A 15,916-nucleotide genomic window follows, 5' to 3' on the forward strand; every position below is an offset into this window, starting at 1 on the left:
CGGCCCGTCGTCGGCACCTCACCTCGCAGCGCCCTGCTGCGTGAATCATTTGTCGAAGAGAGGTTCACCATGCCCACCAGCACGCTCCGGCCCACGGAGGAAGGCGGTCTGAAGGGAGGCGGAACGACATGTGCGGTCTGAGCGGTGAGATCCGCTTCGACGGTCACAGTCCCGACCTCGCCGCAGTCGAGCGCATGAGCGATCGGCTGGCGGCCCGCGGCCCCGACGGAAGCGGAGTCTGGACGCACAAGGCGGTGGCACTGGGCCACCGGCGCCTGAAGATCATCGACCTGTCGGACTTCGGCGCCCAGCCGATGACGGACGAGGCGGGCCGGATCACCGGTGTCTTCAACGGTTGCGTGTACAACTACCGGGAGCTGCGCGAGGAGCTGCGCGGACTGGGCCACAGCTTCGCGTCGACGTCCGACACCGAGGTGATCCTCAAGGCCTACCAGCAGTGGGGAACCGCCTGCGTCGAACGCTTCTACGGCATGTTCGCCTTCGCCCTGGTCGAGCACCGGACCGGCCGTGTGGTGCTGGGACGCGACCGGCTGGGCATCAAACCCCTCTACCTGGCGCGGACGCCGGGCCGGTTGCGGTTCGCCTCCTCGCTGCCCGCCCTGCTCGCCGCCGGGGACGTGGACACCTCCCTCGACCCGGTCGCCGTACACCAGTACCTGAGCTGGCACGCCACCGTGGCGGCGCCCCGCACCGTCCTCAACGGCGTACGCAAGCTCCCGCCGGCCACCGTGCGTGTCGTGGAGCCGGACGGCACCGAGCGGGACCACTGCTACTGGCAGCCGTCGTACACACGGCGCTCCGAGTACGCCGACATGGCCGTCGACGAGTGGCGCGACGCGGTGCTGGGGGCGCTGCGCACCGCCGTACGCCGCCGGATGGTGTCGGACGTGCCGGTCGGGGTGCTGCTCTCCGGCGGACTGGACTCGAGCCTGATCGTCGCGTTGCTGGCCGACGAGGGTCAGCGTGATCTGCGGACCTTCAGTGTCGGCTTCGAGGCGGAGGGCGGCGAGGAAGGGGACGAGTTCGCGTACTCGGATCTGGTGGCCCGGGAGTTCGGCACCGACCACCGCCGGATGATGATCCCCTCCCGCCGGGTGTCGGAGGCGCTGGACGGGGCCGTCGCGGCGATGAGCGAGCCGATGATCAGCCATGACGCTGTCGCCTTCTACCTGCTGTCCGAGGAGGTGTCGAAAGAGGTCAAGGTCGTGCAGAGCGGGCAGGGCGCCGATGAGGTGTTCGCCGGCTACCACTGGTATCCGGACCTGGCGGGGGTCCCCCGTGAGCAGGAGCCGGAGCAGTACGCCGAGACGTACTTCGACCGGCCGCATGCCGACCTCAGCCGGATCCTGCGGCCCGGCATGCTCCCCGCGGAGGACGTCTCGCGCCGCTTCGTCGAGGACCACATGGCCGTCCCCGGGGCGGAAACGGCGCTCGACGCGGCTCTTCGGCTCGACACGCACGTCATGCTCGTCGACGACCCGGTCAAGCGGGTCGACAACATGACCATGGCCTGGGGTCTGGAGGCGCGTGTGCCGTTCCTCGACCACGAGCTGGTGGAGCTGGCCGCGGCCTGCCCGCCGGAGCTCAAACTGGCCGACGGCGGCAAGGGCGTGCTGAAGGCAGCCGGCCGAAAGCTTCTGCCCACGCAGGTCGTCGACCGTCCCAAGGGCTACTTCCCGGTCCCGGCCGTCCGGCACATGGCAGGCCCGGTCCTGGAGCGGGTGCGCGAGGCGCTCGAAGCGCCCGAGGCCAAGCAGCGAGCGGTGTTCCAGGAGTCCTACCTGGCCGAGCTCCTGGCGGCACCGGACCAACACCGGACCAAGCGTGGAGCCAACGCCCTGTGGCAGGTGGCTCTGTTGGAGATATGGCTGCAGACGCACGGAATCAAGTGAGCGACGAGCTGAGCGCTCGGGCCCCGCGGGCGGCGGCACCCACCGGATCGCCGGCCGCCGCCCGCCCGCGCACCCCCGGCCTGGCGTCACAGGCCCCGCCGCCTTCGGAGACCTGGTCGGCCGACGGGCACGGGCCTGCCTGGGCCGCTGCGCCCGCCCTCACACCGCTGCCCGTGGCGGGCGGGCCGCGGGATGCCGTGACACGGCTGCGTGCGCACGGCTGCTGGTATCCGTCCGCCAACGCCGAGGGCACCGAGGTCGCCTTCATCTGCGACCGAGGCGGCGTACCCCAGTTGTGGGCCGGGCCCGTCGACGGTGACGGGGTGCGGCTGCTCGACTCCTCCCCGGACCCCGTCAAGGAGGTCGCCTGGTCACCGGACGGCCGCTGGATCGCGTACACCACCGCACCCGGCGGCGGCGAGCACTCACGCGTGCTGTGCGTACGGCCCGACGGCTCCGGACGCCGCCTCCTCGCTGGAGCGGAGCCGGGCAGTACCGCGTACCTGGGATGCTGGACCCACGACGGGTCCGCCGTCGCCGTCACCGTCGCCGCGCCGAGCGCGTACGACCACGCGCCGAGCACGGCAGCGCGGCACTCCACGGACTCCGACCCCACCGAGCTTCCGCTCTCCGCCGACTGGACCGGCCGGGACGGCCGCGCGACGCTCCTCGGCGGAGTCCACGACGAGGCCGCGCAGCCCTCGATCGATCTCAGGGCGCGAGCGGCACCGGCGGCACGCCCCGGTGGCGGACTGTCGGCCTACCTGCTCGACCCGGACGGTCTCGCCTCCCCGGTGCTCCTCGCCACGGAGACCCACGCCGCCACCCTGCGCGTGTGCGACCTCAGCCACGACGGAAAGCTCGCACTGCTGCGCCGGGGGCCGCGCGGACGGCGTGAGGCGGTGCTCCGGCGCACGGCCGACGCGGTGACGACGTACACCGCGCCGGTCGCCGACGGCGATCCGTGGATCGGCCGGTTCTCCCCGGAGGGACGAACCCTCTGGCTGCGCAGCGACGCCGACCGCGAGTACGCGGCCCTGCTGGCGATCGCCCTCGGCGCCGACGGCGAACCGCGCGGCGCCTCGGTCGTGGCGGAACGCCAGGACCAGGAACTCGAACTGCTCACGATGGACCACGACGGTCGTACGGCCGTGCTGGTGTGGAACGCCCAGGGCGCCGGGGAACTCGAACTCGTCGAGACCGTCCCGACGCGCCAGGAACCGGCGGTGGGGCCCTCCAGGCCGGTCGCCCTGCCGCACGAAGTCGTCACGCGCGTCGCGGCGGCCGGACCGGGACGCCTGCTCCTCGCGCTGTCCGGCTCGCAACGCCGCCCGGGCGTGTGGTGGGCCCACGAGGGCGTGTCCCTGTCGCGCACCCCGTGGTCCTCACGCGACGAGGACGCCGTGCCACCGGGCCGACCACCCGTGCGCCCCGTTCCCCTGCGCTTCACGGCACGCGACGCACTGCCCCTGAGCGGCTGGTACTACCGGGCGCCGGGGCGCCCTCCCGGCGAGCCCGCGCCCTGCGTGATCCATCTGCACGGCGGACCGGAGGAACAGGAACGCCCGGTCTTCAACCCGCTCTACCACGAACTGCTGGGGCGCGGGCTGGACGTCTTCGCCCCCGACGTCCGCGGCTCCTCAGGACACGGCCGGTCGTTCGTCGACGCCGACCTGGGCACAGGCCGCTTCGCCGCGCTCGACGACGTCGCCGACTGCGCGGCCCACGCGGTGACCGCGGGCCCCGCCGACCCGACCCGGCTGGCGGTCATGGGGCGCTCCTACGGCGGCTACCTGACGTACGCCTCCCTCGTGTGGCACCCGGACCTCTTCCGCACCGGGGTGGCCGTCTGCGGCATGTCCGACCTGCTGACCTTCTTCGCCGCCACGGAGCCGTGGATCGCGGAGTCGGCGGCGCACAAGTACGGCCACCCCGAGCGCGACCGCGAACTGCTGCGGGCCCTCTCCCCGATGAACCGTGTCGACGCGCTGCGTGCCCCGCTGCTCGCCGTCCACGGGGAGCACGACACCAACGTGCCACCGGGGGAGTCCCACCAGTTCGTACGGGCCGCCCGGGAGCGCGGCATCCCCGCCGAGCTGCTGTCCCTGCGCGACGAGGGCCACGACTTCCTGCGCGCGGACAGCCGACGCCTGTTCCGCCGGACGGCGGCCGACTGGCTGGAACGACACCTCAGCGGCTGACCCCTGCCTGTGCCCGTACGGGGCCCGGCCGCCATGTGTCATGTGCCGGGTACTTGGTACTCCGTACTCGGAAATGATCAGGCACGACCCGGAGGCGATCATGAGTGATGAGGCCATGGCGGATGACGTCTACCAGCCCACCGGCGGCAATGAGGAGCAGGAGGACGCCGCCCCGCTGGACCTTCAGGACGCGGTGGACGAGCGCACCTACGACGACCAGCTGGACGAGGGCTACTCGCCGCCGGAGAAGCCTCTGGGCGTGACCAAGGTGGGCACCACGGCCGCCGAGCAGCACGAGGGCGAGTCCCTGGACGAACGCCTGCGCCAGGAGGTCCCCGACGTGGAGGCGCCGCTGGGGGACGAGATCGGTGACCTGCCCGACGGGGAGGGCGAACCCCTCGACCCGGAAGCCGGGGCCGAGCGCGCCGGCCGCCTGGTGGCACCGGACGAGGGCGTGCGGGAGGACACCACCAAGGAGCTCGTCGCCGAGGACGAGGGCATCGACGGGGGAGCGGCGGGCGCGGAGGAGGCCGCGATGCACGTCGTACCGGACGACCAGCTGCCGTAGCCCGGCGAGCGGTCGGAGCACGGCCCAGGACTGAGCCGCCGACGCACAGAGGCCGGCGCGGCCCGGACGGCGAGGTGGTGAACCGTCATCGTGCTCCTGGCAGGAAGGGAGAGCGAAGCGCGACGAAACACCTCGACCTGCAATCCACCTGGGTGAGTTGACGATTTCCTGGGGTCGCCGCGGCTTCCGGGGGTATGGGCATCACGATCGTGTTCAAGCTTCTTGCGAAGGTGGGTGCCAAGGCCGTGGCCGACGATGCCTTGTTGTTCGTTCTCCCCGAGCGCCATCCCCGGCTGGGTGCGGCTCTGACCGCTGTCGGTGACTTGGAGTGCGCCGAGACTCCCGCGGTACTGGGGTGGCTGGGCGCGCACGGGGTTCCCGCCTCCTCCGAGTGCGTCCGGATCGTCCCGGCCGGGGCCGAGGTGCTCATCCCCGAGGACGCGGAGCGGTTGCCGGTGCCGCTGACGGAGGAGGAGACGGTACGGGTGGAGCAGGCCTGTGCGCCCACGTCCGTGACGGACATGGAGTCCGAGCTGCTCAACTTCCGGGACACCACCCAGGACTGGCAGTCCCTGGTCCACCGGGCGCTCACGTCCGGGATTCCCGCTGCGCGGATCGCGCAACTCACCGGACTGGACCCGCAGGACATCCTCAAGGCCGCCGAGGGCTGATCCCTCGCGGAATGCCCTCGGCTCCCGGGACCTGGCCGAACCGCTCGGGAGCCGAGGGCATGGAGCCGCCTTCGGTGGGCGGGGTACTGGCGCCGATCGTGAATTCCCCCCAGGTGGCTCGTCGTTGCCGCGGTCGGTCGGCCGCCCCACGCGCTTCTACGTGAGTGCGTCGGCGTAGACCATGTGGTGCACGTTGTCGACGCTGCCGCAGCGTGCGTCCAACAGGTCGGCGCGGGTCCGCGCGAAGTCCTCTGCGAGGTCTGCCCGGGAGTCCGGGCTGAGGGTTTCGCGCACGTGGTTGACGAGGGTGCGTTCCTCCTCGTCGGTGTGGCGGGCGACGGCCAGGGCCAACTGCTTCAGCCGCCAGTCCCATTCGACCGAGCCGACCTCGCGCACCTCCAGCAGCGCGAGGAGGACCTTGACGGCTTCCCGGTGTGCTGCCTCGACGTGCTCGACGGTGTCGGAGTCCTCGAAAGAGGCGAGTACGGAGTGCACCGAGGACTCCTCGGCCTCGCCGTGCGCGACCATCAAGTGCGCGAAGTCGTGCAGTGCGGCCTCTCGGTCGGCCTCGACGCTGCGCATCACGCGAAGCAGGTCCTCCAACGTCCGGTGATCCTCAAGGATCAACTCGACGACATCCTGGGGCGGTGTCATGCGATACGCCTCCTCCCTGGAGTGGTTCACCTCCCGCTACCCGATCCGGCGGTGGCCAAGGCTCTTGATGCCCCATATGCGCTAGAGCTCCACATCTCCCCGTCCAGTACCGCTCAGCGCGGGGATACGCGGGCACTGTCAAGACGGCCCGGCCCCCGCGTGGTTGGCGATCACCGCTACGGGGCATCACGAGTGGGCGGAACCGCCCGCACAAGACGTGAAGCGGCCCCGGCGAGCGGCCGGCCGCGGGGGTGCAGGTTGTCCAGGAGGGGAAGTGATTCGCCATGCGTACGCATCGGCGTACCCATCGGCGTTCCGTACGAGTGGAATACCTACTGCCCGAGGAGGCCGCGTCGGCGGGAAGGGCGCGGCGGCTGACCACCGTGTTCCTCGCCCGGTCCCGCCATCGGATGGCCAAGGTGGACGCCAGGCACATCGATGACGCGACCCTGATCGTGTCCGAACTGGTCACCAACGCCACCCGGCATGGCCGCAGTGCCTGCCGTCTGCGTCTGCAGGTGTCCGACGACCGGGTGACCGTCGAGGTCTACGACGGCAACCCGAACCGGCCCCGGGTGCGGCCGTTGACGGCCGACGGCGAGAGCGGCCGGGGTCTGGCCATGGTGCGGGGTCTGGCGGATCGATTCGACGTCACCCCCGTCAACGGGGGCGGCAAGCGGGTGCGCGCGATCCTGGCCATCTGAACCGTCCGACGCCAGGGCTCGGCAGGCCGTGATGGTGCCGGTCGGTGTCGGAGGCACCGGAGGCGCCGGAGGGCGATGCCGACCGGACACCTGTTCGCCTTCGTGACGGTCCTGCGGAACGGCAGACGTGGACCGTTCGGCTCCGGAACGCCCGACGACGCCTGTGGGTCACGGCGCCGAAGCCCCGGGCGGAAGCGGATGCGTGTCACTCGCCAAACGCACACAACAGTGGTTGCTTGCTCGTCGGGTCTTCGGGTACTGCGTTTGAATGAGCATTGCATTTGCATGGCCTCGGGCTGACGGAAAGTGACTCGTTCGTGACCCACCTCGACAGCACCGGCGACGAGCAGGCGAAGGGACCGGGCGGCAGCCCTGAGGCCATCGCGCTCGAGATCGCCGACGCTGTGGAGAGCCTGACGGATCTGTGGACCGTCGCCGCACAGGGCGCGGCTCTGCGCCTGTCCCTGCACCAGTTGAGGGCGCTGCGTGCTCTGGAGGCGGCCCCGGGGTTGAATCTGACGGCCTTGGCGGAGCGGCTGGACATCGGGCTGCCCACGGCCAGTCGACTGTGCGACCGGCTTGAGGCGGCCGGCTTGCTGGAGCGCGCCTACCATCCGCGCAGTCGCCGTGAGGTGCAGCTGAGCCTGACCGTGACCGGTCGGCATGTGCTCAGGGACGTGGCCGGGCGGAGGGCTCAGGCCGTGGCGGCCGTTCTGAGGGGGATGGGACCTGCCGAGCGGGTCGCGTTGAGCCGGGGGCTGAAGGCCTTTCTGGACGCGCGGCGCGCCGCGCCCTCGCGGCCGGAGGAGCCGGGCCGTGGGTGAGAAGGGTCAGTGCGTCGGCGGTGCGCCCTGCCACCTCAGCTGACGCGTCCCTTCCAGTCCAGGCACACGACCGCGGCGTCGGCGGCGAGTTCGTCGCTGCCGAAGTGCTCCATCAGGCCGGCGACCATGGCACGCGCCGCCTCGTGCGGGGGTGTCAGCCGTGCGGCGCTGATCGTCTGGCGCAGGGCGCGTTCCCCGAAGGACCCGCCGTCGGCGGCGCGTGCGCCGTGTACGCCGCTGCTGACCGCGATCAGGCGGTCGCCCGGCTCGACGTGGAAGGTCTGCTCGTCGTAGAGGGTCTCCTCGAACATGCCGAGAGGAAGTTGGGCTTCCAGCTCGATCTGCTCGATGGCACTGCCGCGCTGGCGGTAGAGCTGGGGGGAGCCCGCGTCGACGGCGCGCACGGTGCCGGAGTCCAGGTCGAAGTTCAGCAACAGGGTCGAGGCGTACGCCTTGCCCCCGTACTGGGCGAACAGGGCCTGGTCGGCGAGGCAGGCCTGGTCGGCGAGCCCTATACCGGCGCGGCGGGCGTTGCGCAGCGCGCTGACGGTGAGGCTGGTGAGCAGCGAGGCCTCGATGCCCTGGCCCATGCCGTCGGTCACGGTGAGGGTGAGATGGTCGGCGCTGGTCGACCAGTCGAAGTTGTCACCGCCCACGGCGTAGGCCGGCTCCAGGTGGGCGCCGATGACGTACTCCTGGCGCGAGCAGCCCCGGCCGGGCAGCAGCTGCCACTGCATCTCGGCGGCGAGGGTCAGCCGCCGGGTGCGCCGGGCCTGGAGGTAGAGGTCGGTGTCGCGGGAGGCGGTGGTGACCTCGTGGCCCAGGGCGGTGGCGAAGTCGGTGAGCTGGAGCACGGTGGTGGGGGTACCGGCGTCACCGGGCAGGCGCACGGACAGGACGCCGAGACGGTCGCCGCGGACGGTGATCGGCAGATGCACGAGGTTGGTCGCCGTCGCGTCGTCCCTGACCTCGACGACCGGGGTCTGGCCGTTGAAGGCGCGTCCGGCGGGGCCGTCGTGGGCGGGCACCGCGGGACCGGTGTGCGGCAAGTGGGTGACCGGTTGCAGGACGCTCAGCCCGTAGTCGGCCAGGAGCAAGGTCATGTCCTCCGCGCCGAACCGTTCGGCCAGCAGGCGGCGCGCGGTCGCGACCAGCTCGTGGGGTGGGGCGGCGCGGAGCCGGCCTTCCGCGGACGGGCCCGGTTCAGATGTGTTCACGTCATCCACCCTCTTCGTTTGTCGCCTCCACGCTATCGCTGCGAGCGACGGTTGCGCGGCGCGCGGAGGGAAGCATGAATCGGTCCACCGGTGCGGCCTGGGCGTGTGGCGGCGCGCTGACGGGCGGTGCGGACGCGGTGTGGCACAGCAGCAGGCAGATGTCGTCGTCGCGCTCGGACTCGCGGAGCAGGGGCTCGAGCAGGGATTCGGCCGCGGCGTCCAGGTCCTGGTGCAGTTCCGTGGCGTTCAGCGAGGACAGGGCCCGGGCGAGACGGTCGATCCCGAGGTCTATCCCCAGGGCGCGGCGCTCGACCAGTCCGTCAGTGTAGAGCGCGAGCGTCGAGCCGCCGGTCAGCTCGACGGAGTGGTCCTCGTAGGTGTAGGGCAGGGGGACACCCAGCATGATCCCGGGTTTGGTGTCCAGGATGCGCACCGTCCCGTCGGATGCCCGCACCACGGGTGGCGGATGTCCGGCTGAGGCCCAGACGACGTGGGGATCGCCGGGTCGGAAACGGACGAGGGCGGCGGTCGCGTACAGCTCCGGCTGCTGGTGGTGGAGCAGTCGGTGCAGGCGGGTGAGGAGCTGGGCGGGGCTGTCGCCCTCGACGGCGTAGGCGCGCAGCGCGGTACGCAGCTGGCCCATCATGATGGCCGCGCGCAGCCCGTGTCCGGTGACGTCGCCTATGACGGCGAGCAGGCTTCCGTCGGGCTGCTGGAAGGCGTCGTACCAGTCGCCGCCGATGTTGAGCCCACGGGTGGCGGGCAGGTATCGGGCGGCCAGAAGCAGGCCGTCGGCGGCGGGCAGTTCGGTGAGCTGGGCGCGCTGGAGGGCTTCGGCGGTGTCCCGGTGCTGTTCGTAGCGGCGGGCGTTGTCCAGGGCGATGCCGATGCGGCGGGCCAGTTCGACCAGCATCACGGAAGTGTCGGGATCGAAGTGGGGGCCGGGCGAGACGAGGGTGAGCACCCCCAGGGTGTGACGGACGGTGAGGGGGATGCACAGCAGCGGGTGCGAGGGGGCCAGAAGCGAGGGCGGCAGGTCGTCGACGCCTGGCAGGCCACCGGGATGGGCGGCGGCGTGCTGCGGGCGGCCCGTGCGGGCCGCGGCGACCGCGGCGGCCGGCCGGTGACCGCTATGCGGAACCGATTCGTCGTCGAAGAGCCAGAGGTCGACCTGGCTGGCGTACTCGGGGATCAGGAGCTCGGGCAGGCGGCGCTGGATGTCCTCGTGGTTGAGGGACGCGATCACCTCGCCGCTCGCGTCGGCCAGGAAGGTCAGCAGCCGCCTGGCCTTCTCCGCCTCGCTGCGGGCGGTGCGCTCACCGTCGAGCAACTGGCGCTGAAGGAGCGCGGAGGCGTCCAGTTCCGCGTGGAGTGCCAGAACGCCCTGGTTGGTCCGGTGCAGCTCCTCCCGGTGGAAGCGGATCAGCTCCTCTTGCTCGTCGAGCCTGCTGAGCACCGCCGCGGTGTCGTCGTCCGACGCCAGGAGGGCCTTGGTGAGGGCCGTCCCGTCACTGCCGGACGGGTGGGGCTGTGCGGGCCCGCGACAGGGGAGCGTGAGCTGCCAGGGGGGCGAGTGGTCCGGTGGGCCTCCCGCCGGGCGCACGGCGACGGTCAGATGCCCATGACCGAGCCCGTCGGAGGCGGCGGGCGGCTGGGTGCTGAGGTGAAGTTCCCAGCCACCGCCCTGTTCGAGACGTTCGCGGAGGTGCGCGGTGAGGGCGGTCAGCGAGCGTGCGCGCTCGGTGAGGGGCACCTCGGCGGCTGACATGAAGTGGGCCGCGAGGGCACGGGCATGGGCCGCGTCGGTGGTGGAATCGATTTTCCAGGTTGCGGAGGCGGCTGTCATGGGCTCAGGTCCGGTCGTCGGGGGCCAGCACGGCGACGCTGGTGTCGTCGCGCACGGGGCGGGCGTCGCTGCCGGCGTTCCGCAGGATGGCCGCGGCCACCACGGCCGGCCGGGTCGCGGGCCAGCAGGACGGCGGCGTCGTTCGGCGGTGTCCAGCGACTGGGCGGTCCGTCGCTGTGCAGGACCAGCAGGCTGTCGGGGTGCCAGGCGACGCGCTGGACGGGCACGGTGTGGGGGAAGCGCGCGCCGACGATGCCGGGATAGGAGAGCAGCGGCCGCCAGCCCGCGGGGGTGTCCAGGCGTGCACCGATGTTGCCCACGCCGGCGAAGCAGAGCCGCTGGGCGTCCGTGTCGAGCTGTGCCACCGAGACGGCGGCGCCCCGGGTGCTCCGGAGCCGCGCGTGCGGGCGCCGCAGGATCTCGGCGGGCGGCACATGGCAGGCGCGGGCCAGCTCTCCCGCGGCGGCGTTGGACGCCTCCGCGGCTCTGGCGCCGTGGCCGAGCCCGTCGGCGAGCATGAGGGTCGTGAGCGTGGCGGAGCGCGCCCAGCTCCAGGTGTCGCCGGAGAACTCGGCCCGGGCGAGGGGGACGTTGACGCCTCCGGCCCGTGCACCCCTCGGACGCTGTGGCGTCCGGTGGTGGCGAGACGCGGGCCCGTGGTCGATGCGGGCTACCGCGACCGTCCCCCGGCCGGGCGTGCCGTGCAGGCCGAAGTCGTTGGACACGCGCATGCAGGTTCCCAGGCCCGCGCCGAGTGAGGCGGTGACGGTGGTGTGGCCGTCGCGCAGCGCCGCGCTGACATCGGTGATGCCCGGGCCGTGGTCGAGGGCGAGGAGTTGCACCGCTGTCCGGTGGGCGTCGGGGCCGGCGGGCAGGCGGCCGACGAGGTTGATCAGGATGTGTCCGCCCCCGGCGTGCTTGAGGAGGTTGGTCGCCGGCTCGGTGGCCACGAGAGCGGCGACCGCGGTGCGGTGGGGAGTGAGCCCGGCATGCGCGCAGGCCGACTCGGCGGCCACGCGGAAATCCCGGACCCGCGTCGAGTCGTGCACCGGGATGTCCCACACCCGGCTCACGCCGGCCCCGGCCGGGGTGAGGGCACGCCGCCGGCCCAGGCGACGACGGTGACCGTGGTGCCCTGACCAGGCCGGCTGTCGACGGCGAACTCCTGCACCAGCCGCTTGGCGCCGCTCAGGCCGACCCCCAGACCGCCGCCGGAGGTGTAGCCGTCGGTCATCGCCTGCTCGAGGTCGCGGATGCCCGGGCCGGCGTCGATGAACGCCAGTCGGAGTCCCAGCGTCTGCGCGTGGTCCAGCGGGGTGATCTCCACGTACCCGCCCCCGCCGTGGATGAGGGTGTTGCGGGCCAGTTCACTGGCGGCGGTGACGAGTTTGGTCTGCTGCACCAGGCTGAACCCGAGCTCGGCCGCGGTTCGGCGCACGTGCTGCCGTACCCAGGCCAGGTCCGCGTCCGAGCCGATGGGCAGGTTCGTCGCGGTGGCGTGGCGGGAGGCAGGCATCATGGACCGCCTTCCGCGCCCACGGTCGGCACCGGCCGGTTGAACAGGTCCCTCGCGCGGTCGACGCCCAATGCGGTGGACAGCCCCGGCAGGGTGAGTCCCAGCTCGACAAGGGTGTTCGCCACCGCGGGACGCATGCCGGCCAGGACCGTGCGTGCGGCCGACAGGCGGGTGCTGGAGGCGATCTCGGCGAGGATCCGTCCCAGGAACGAGTCGACGAAGTCCACGCCGGAGACGTCGATCACCACTCCGGTCGCCGTGCTGTGCGCGATGCGACGGGTGACGTCCTGCTGGAGCTGCTCCGCCGTCCCGTCGTGCGGTTCGCCCTGCAAGGTGACCAGCAGGGTGTCTCCGAGAACCAGGACCGGAACCGGAGGCGCGAGTGCGGAGAGCGCGCCGTTCACCGCCGGCTCGCCCCGGCCGGGGTGCGCGCGGAGACTTCGATGCCCTGCTGGCTCAGGGCATGGGCCAGGGCGTCGGCCAGCGAGGAGCGGGTGAGCACGGTCCCCAGGTCGATGCCGAGCTGGACGATGGTCTGCGCGATCGCGGGTCGGATGCCGGAGACGACGCACTCGGCGCCCATCAGCCGGGCCGCGGCCACGGTCTTCATCAGATGCTGGGCGACGAGGGAGTCGACCGTGGGTACACCGGTGATGTCGAGGATGGCGTACTGGGCGCGCTCGGTGACGATCGCGTCCAGCAGGCTCTCCATCATCACCTGGCTGCGAGCGCTGTCCAGGGTGCCTATCAGCGGCACCGCGACGACGCCCTCCCACAGGTTGATCACCGGTGTGGCCACTTCCAGCAGCTGCTGGCGCTGCCGTTCGATGAGTTCCTCGCCCGTCCTGAGAGCCGTCTCCATCACGACCAGGCGCAGGGTGCCCATCAGTACGGTCAGAGCCAGCAGGCACTCGTGGAGACGAGCGTCGGAGAGGTCCGGGAACTCGCTGCGCATGAGGCTGATCACCGGGTCGCGCAGCTTGGCCACTTCGTCGGCGATCCGGGCCGGGGAGCAGCCGGCGCGGGTCCTGGCGGCGGTCATCCGGCTGAGTTGCTCACGCACCGGCGAGAATCCGGGCGCCGTGATGTCCTCGAGCCGGCCGGAGGCGGCCACCGTCGCCAAGGCGTCGACGACGGCTTTGGCGGCCTCCACGGCCTCGTCCCGGGAGACCGTGAACACGGTCCGGAACACGGCGGCGTCCGCCCATCGCTGAGCTACCTGCTCCTGGCGACGCACAAGGAACTCGCCTGTCTGCCGCGCCGCCGATCCGGCGACCGCTTCCTGTTCCGACACTCAGGTCTTCTCTCTCTGGACAGGGCTCCGTGGCTACCGAACGGCAGGCGAACCGCCATTAGTTGCCGTATGACAAACATTAGCGGTTGGGGTGTGGCGCAAACAACACGCGCCCGCCGAAACCTGGGCCGGGTCACGTGACGGCGGTCACGCCTGCCGCCCGCGCCAGTCCAGGCAGACCACCAGGGCGTCGTCGTTCGGCATGGCCTGGCCGCGGTGGCCGGTCAGCTCCCGCAGAACGGCCCCAGGGACCTCGGCGGCCGGCAGCAGCTGCGTGGAGAGGATCGCGCGGGTGAGCGCGGCGTCCCCGTACGTCTCGCCACCCGGCGAGGCGACGGCGTGGACCCCGTCGCTGACGAACATCAGGCGGTCGCCCGGCTCGACATCGAACTCCTGCACCACGTAGTCGGTCTCCTCGAACATGCCCAACGGCAACTGCGCCTCGAAGGTGATGCGCTTCACCGTGCCGTCGCGCAGGCGCAGCAACTGCGGGGACCCGGCGTCCACGGCCTGGACCCGTCCGCTGGTGAGGTCGAAGTCGAACATCAGGACGGACAGATAGCAGTGACCCCGGTAGTGGGCATACACGGCCTGGTCGGCGAGGGCCGCCTGATCGGCCAGCGGGAGGCCGGCGCGCCGGGCGTTGCGCAGCGCGTTGACGGCCAGGTTCGTCAACAAAGAGGCCTCTATCCCCTCGCCCATGCCGTTGGAGACGTACAGCATCAGCCGGTCGGCGGTCGCCGACCAGTCGAAGTTGTCGCCGAAGATCGCGTACGCCGGCTCCAGCTGCGCCCCCAGCTCGAATTCCGGGCGGGCGCAGGACCGGCCGGGAAGCAACTGCCACTGCATCTCGGCGGCCAGGGTCAACCGGTCCTTGCGGCGCGCCTGAAGGTAGAGGTCGGTGTCCCGTTCGGCCACGACCACTTCGTGCCCGAGCACCTCGGCGATCTCCGCCAGCTCCTTCAGGCAGCCGCGTGCGTGGTCCCCGCCGGGCAGGGTCACCGACAGGACGCCGAGCCGGTCTCCGCGCACGGTGACGGGGAGATGGACGCGGACCCGCCCCTCCGGGGCGCCCTCGATGAACGCCTCCTGAGCGCCGAAGGCGCGGCCGGCCGGGCTGTTGTGCGCCGACACCGGCTCCAGGGTGTCCGGCAGCACGGAGACCGGCTGGAGCACGGTCAGGCCGTAGTCGGCCATGAAGAGCTCGACGGAGTCCGCCGCGTACTGCTCCGCCAGCACACGACGGACCGCGTCGAGCAACTCATGAGGTGCCGCCGCACGCAGGGCGCGCTCAGCGGTCACAAATCTGTTCACGATGGTAAACACACCAATCTTTCGTCGGATGGCGACAGGTCGCGCACACGAGACCACCCCTTGGAAAGGGCGGCGCCCGGGCCCGGCCCATCCCTAGTCGGCCTGCTCGCCTAGTACGCTGGCCGTCACCCCGGTGCCTGCGAGAGTGTGACTGTGACTTCCTTCCGCCCCCGCCCAGAGCCTGACGAGGTCGCGCGCGTGACCTCCACGGCCGCGGAGCTGCTGGAAGTCCTGTGGGGCCGGGCCTCCACCGCGCCCGTGTCCGCGTCCCAGCTGCGCGTCCTGCTCATCCTTGAGCACCATGAGGACATCAACCTGCGCAGTCTCGCGGACAGTCTGGCGTCCACGCCGCCCTCGACGAGCCGGCTGTGCGACCGACTGCAGGCCGCAGGCTTCGTCGAGCGGGTGGTGAGCCCGACCGACAGGCGTGAAGTGCGCCTGCACCTCAGCGGTCGGGGCCGTGACTTCCTCACGGATCTGCGTGCGCGCAGGGAAGAGGCGCTGCGGGCGGTCCTCGACCAGATGCAGCCCGCCCAGCGGACCGCGCTGTTGCAGGGGCTCGAGGCGTTCTGCGACGCCGCTGCGGCCCAGATACACGACGACGCCCAGGGCTCCGGTAGCCAGACCGCCTGAGCGGACCGCCGCGGCACCGGACTCGCCGTACACCGGAGCATTCCAGGTCCTTCCCCGCGCACGTCCGACCTCCACTTTCTTGCCTCCTGGCTATAGTTGTCAAATAGCAACTGTCGCCCTCTGGATACCCGTTCGCCTTCAGATCTCGCTTACCCGCTGTCTCGGCGACCTGCATGACTGTGGGAAACGTCTCTGAGTGGCATGAGGCGGAAGGGAGCCTCTGACGTGGCTTGCGTCGCCGATCGAGCGGCCTGCGCTCCGGCGCCCTGGATTGCGCTCCACTGCGCTGTTTCGCGGCGGCTTGGGCCGGGCCTCGACGTCTGACCTTGATGCGGGCCAGGGCGAGTGGGGCCGGCTCCCGGCTCACGTCCGGCAGCCCAGCTCATGCACTCCGTGCTGCGGACTGCGGACTGCGGACTGCGGACTGCGGACTGCGGACTGCGGACCGTGGACTGGACGCTTGCGAGCGTTGAAGTGCCGAGCGCTGCGAGCCAGGTGACGGCGGACTCGGAAGGACATGGCGCCGGCCGTGTGCGGTCCACCTGTCCACCAGCTCTGCCG

The 15,916-nt window shown here is 71.6% G+C and carries 15 protein-coding genes; 7 read left to right on the forward strand and 8 right to left on the reverse strand.

Annotation, left to right across the window (positions count from 1 at the left end; all coding sequences use genetic code 11):
* Nucleotides 1-128: 128 nt before the first annotated feature.
* The 4 genes from ACZ56U_RS04755 to ACZ56U_RS04770 all read left to right on the forward strand — a co-directional run bounded on the left by ACZ56U_RS04755 (nucleotide 129) and on the right by ACZ56U_RS04770 (nucleotide 5,353).
* Nucleotides 129-1,913, forward strand: coding sequence for an N-acetylglutaminylglutamine amidotransferase (locus ACZ56U_RS04755; RefSeq protein WP_469082583.1), 1,785 nt, complete (start codon nucleotides 129-131; stop codon nucleotides 1,911-1,913).
* On the forward strand, nucleotides 1,886-4,114 hold the full coding sequence (locus tag ACZ56U_RS04760; RefSeq protein ID WP_469082584.1) for a S9 family peptidase: 2,229 nt from the start codon (nucleotides 1,886-1,888) through the stop codon (nucleotides 4,112-4,114). The genes ACZ56U_RS04755 and ACZ56U_RS04760 overlap by 28 nt, the downstream gene beginning before the upstream one ends.
* Nucleotides 4,115-4,214: 100 nt before the next feature.
* Nucleotides 4,215-4,682, forward strand: a complete 468-nt coding sequence (locus tag ACZ56U_RS04765; RefSeq protein ID WP_469082585.1) for a DUF5709 domain-containing protein — start codon at nucleotides 4,215-4,217, stop codon at nucleotides 4,680-4,682.
* A gap of 209 nt (nucleotides 4,683-4,891) precedes the next feature.
* The gene (locus tag ACZ56U_RS04770) at nucleotides 4,892-5,353 is read left to right on the forward strand and encodes a DUF6003 family protein (RefSeq protein WP_469082586.1); all 462 of its coding nucleotides are present in this window, start codon (nucleotides 4,892-4,894) and stop codon (nucleotides 5,351-5,353) included.
* Nucleotides 5,354-5,509: 156 nt separating this feature from the next.
* On the opposite strand, the gene ACZ56U_RS04775 is transcribed toward ACZ56U_RS04770, so the two are convergent.
* Complete coding sequence (locus ACZ56U_RS04775) at nucleotides 5,510-6,007, reverse strand: hemerythrin domain-containing protein (protein WP_469082587.1); 498 nt, start codon at nucleotides 6,005-6,007, stop codon at nucleotides 5,510-5,512.
* 284 nt (nucleotides 6,008-6,291) lie between these two features.
* On the opposite strand from ACZ56U_RS04775, the gene ACZ56U_RS04780 reads away from it, so the two are divergent.
* Complete coding sequence (locus ACZ56U_RS04780) at nucleotides 6,292-6,711, forward strand: ATP-binding protein (RefSeq protein WP_469082588.1); 420 nt, start codon at nucleotides 6,292-6,294, stop codon at nucleotides 6,709-6,711.
* 317 nt (nucleotides 6,712-7,028) lie between these two features.
* A complete protein-coding gene (locus ACZ56U_RS04785) occupies nucleotides 7,029-7,535 on the forward strand; it encodes a MarR family winged helix-turn-helix transcriptional regulator (RefSeq protein ID WP_469082589.1) in 507 nt (168 codons plus the stop codon).
* Between the two features lie 35 nt (nucleotides 7,536-7,570).
* On the opposite strand, the gene ACZ56U_RS04790 is transcribed toward ACZ56U_RS04785, so the two are convergent.
* The 7 genes from ACZ56U_RS04790 to ACZ56U_RS04820 all read right to left on the reverse strand — a co-directional run bounded on the left by ACZ56U_RS04790 (nucleotide 7,571) and on the right by ACZ56U_RS04820 (nucleotide 14,722).
* Nucleotides 7,571-8,761 (reverse strand): PP2C family protein-serine/threonine phosphatase, encoded by a 1,191-nt coding sequence (locus ACZ56U_RS04790; protein ID WP_469082590.1) that lies wholly within the window; start codon nucleotides 8,759-8,761, stop codon nucleotides 7,571-7,573.
* Nucleotides 8,754-10,598, reverse strand: coding sequence for a PP2C family protein-serine/threonine phosphatase (locus tag ACZ56U_RS04795; protein ID WP_469082591.1), 1,845 nt, complete (start codon nucleotides 10,596-10,598; stop codon nucleotides 8,754-8,756). The genes ACZ56U_RS04790 and ACZ56U_RS04795 overlap by 8 nt, the downstream gene beginning before the upstream one ends.
* Nucleotides 10,595-11,671, reverse strand: coding sequence for a SpoIIE family protein phosphatase (locus ACZ56U_RS04800; protein ID WP_469082592.1), 1,077 nt, complete (start codon nucleotides 11,669-11,671; stop codon nucleotides 10,595-10,597). The genes ACZ56U_RS04795 and ACZ56U_RS04800 overlap by 4 nt, the downstream gene beginning before the upstream one ends.
* Nucleotides 11,668-12,114 (reverse strand): anti-sigma regulatory factor, encoded by a 447-nt coding sequence (locus tag ACZ56U_RS04805; protein ID WP_469082593.1) that lies wholly within the window; start codon nucleotides 12,112-12,114, stop codon nucleotides 11,668-11,670. Before ACZ56U_RS04805 ends, ACZ56U_RS04800 begins: the two co-directional genes overlap by 4 nt.
* A complete protein-coding gene (locus tag ACZ56U_RS04810; protein ID WP_469082594.1) occupies nucleotides 12,114-12,518 on the reverse strand; it encodes an STAS domain-containing protein in 405 nt (134 codons plus the stop codon). Before ACZ56U_RS04810 ends, ACZ56U_RS04805 begins: the two co-directional genes overlap by 1 nt.
* Entirely contained in the window at nucleotides 12,515-13,408 is an 894-nt protein-coding gene (locus ACZ56U_RS04815) for an STAS domain-containing protein (RefSeq protein WP_469082595.1), read from the reverse strand. Before ACZ56U_RS04815 ends, ACZ56U_RS04810 begins: the two co-directional genes overlap by 4 nt.
* 147 nt (nucleotides 13,409-13,555) lie before the next feature.
* A complete protein-coding gene (locus tag ACZ56U_RS04820) occupies nucleotides 13,556-14,722 on the reverse strand; it encodes a PP2C family protein-serine/threonine phosphatase (RefSeq protein WP_469082596.1) in 1,167 nt (388 codons plus the stop codon).
* A 147-nt stretch (nucleotides 14,723-14,869) separates the two neighbouring features.
* Here ACZ56U_RS04820 and ACZ56U_RS04825 point away from each other — a divergent pair, with 147 nt between their 5' ends.
* A complete protein-coding gene (locus ACZ56U_RS04825) occupies nucleotides 14,870-15,355 on the forward strand; it encodes a MarR family transcriptional regulator (protein ID WP_469082597.1) in 486 nt (161 codons plus the stop codon).
* The last annotated feature ends 561 nt before the right edge of the window (nucleotides 15,356-15,916 follow it).

This window comes from Streptomyces sp. NPDC034103 (assembly GCF_055575395.1).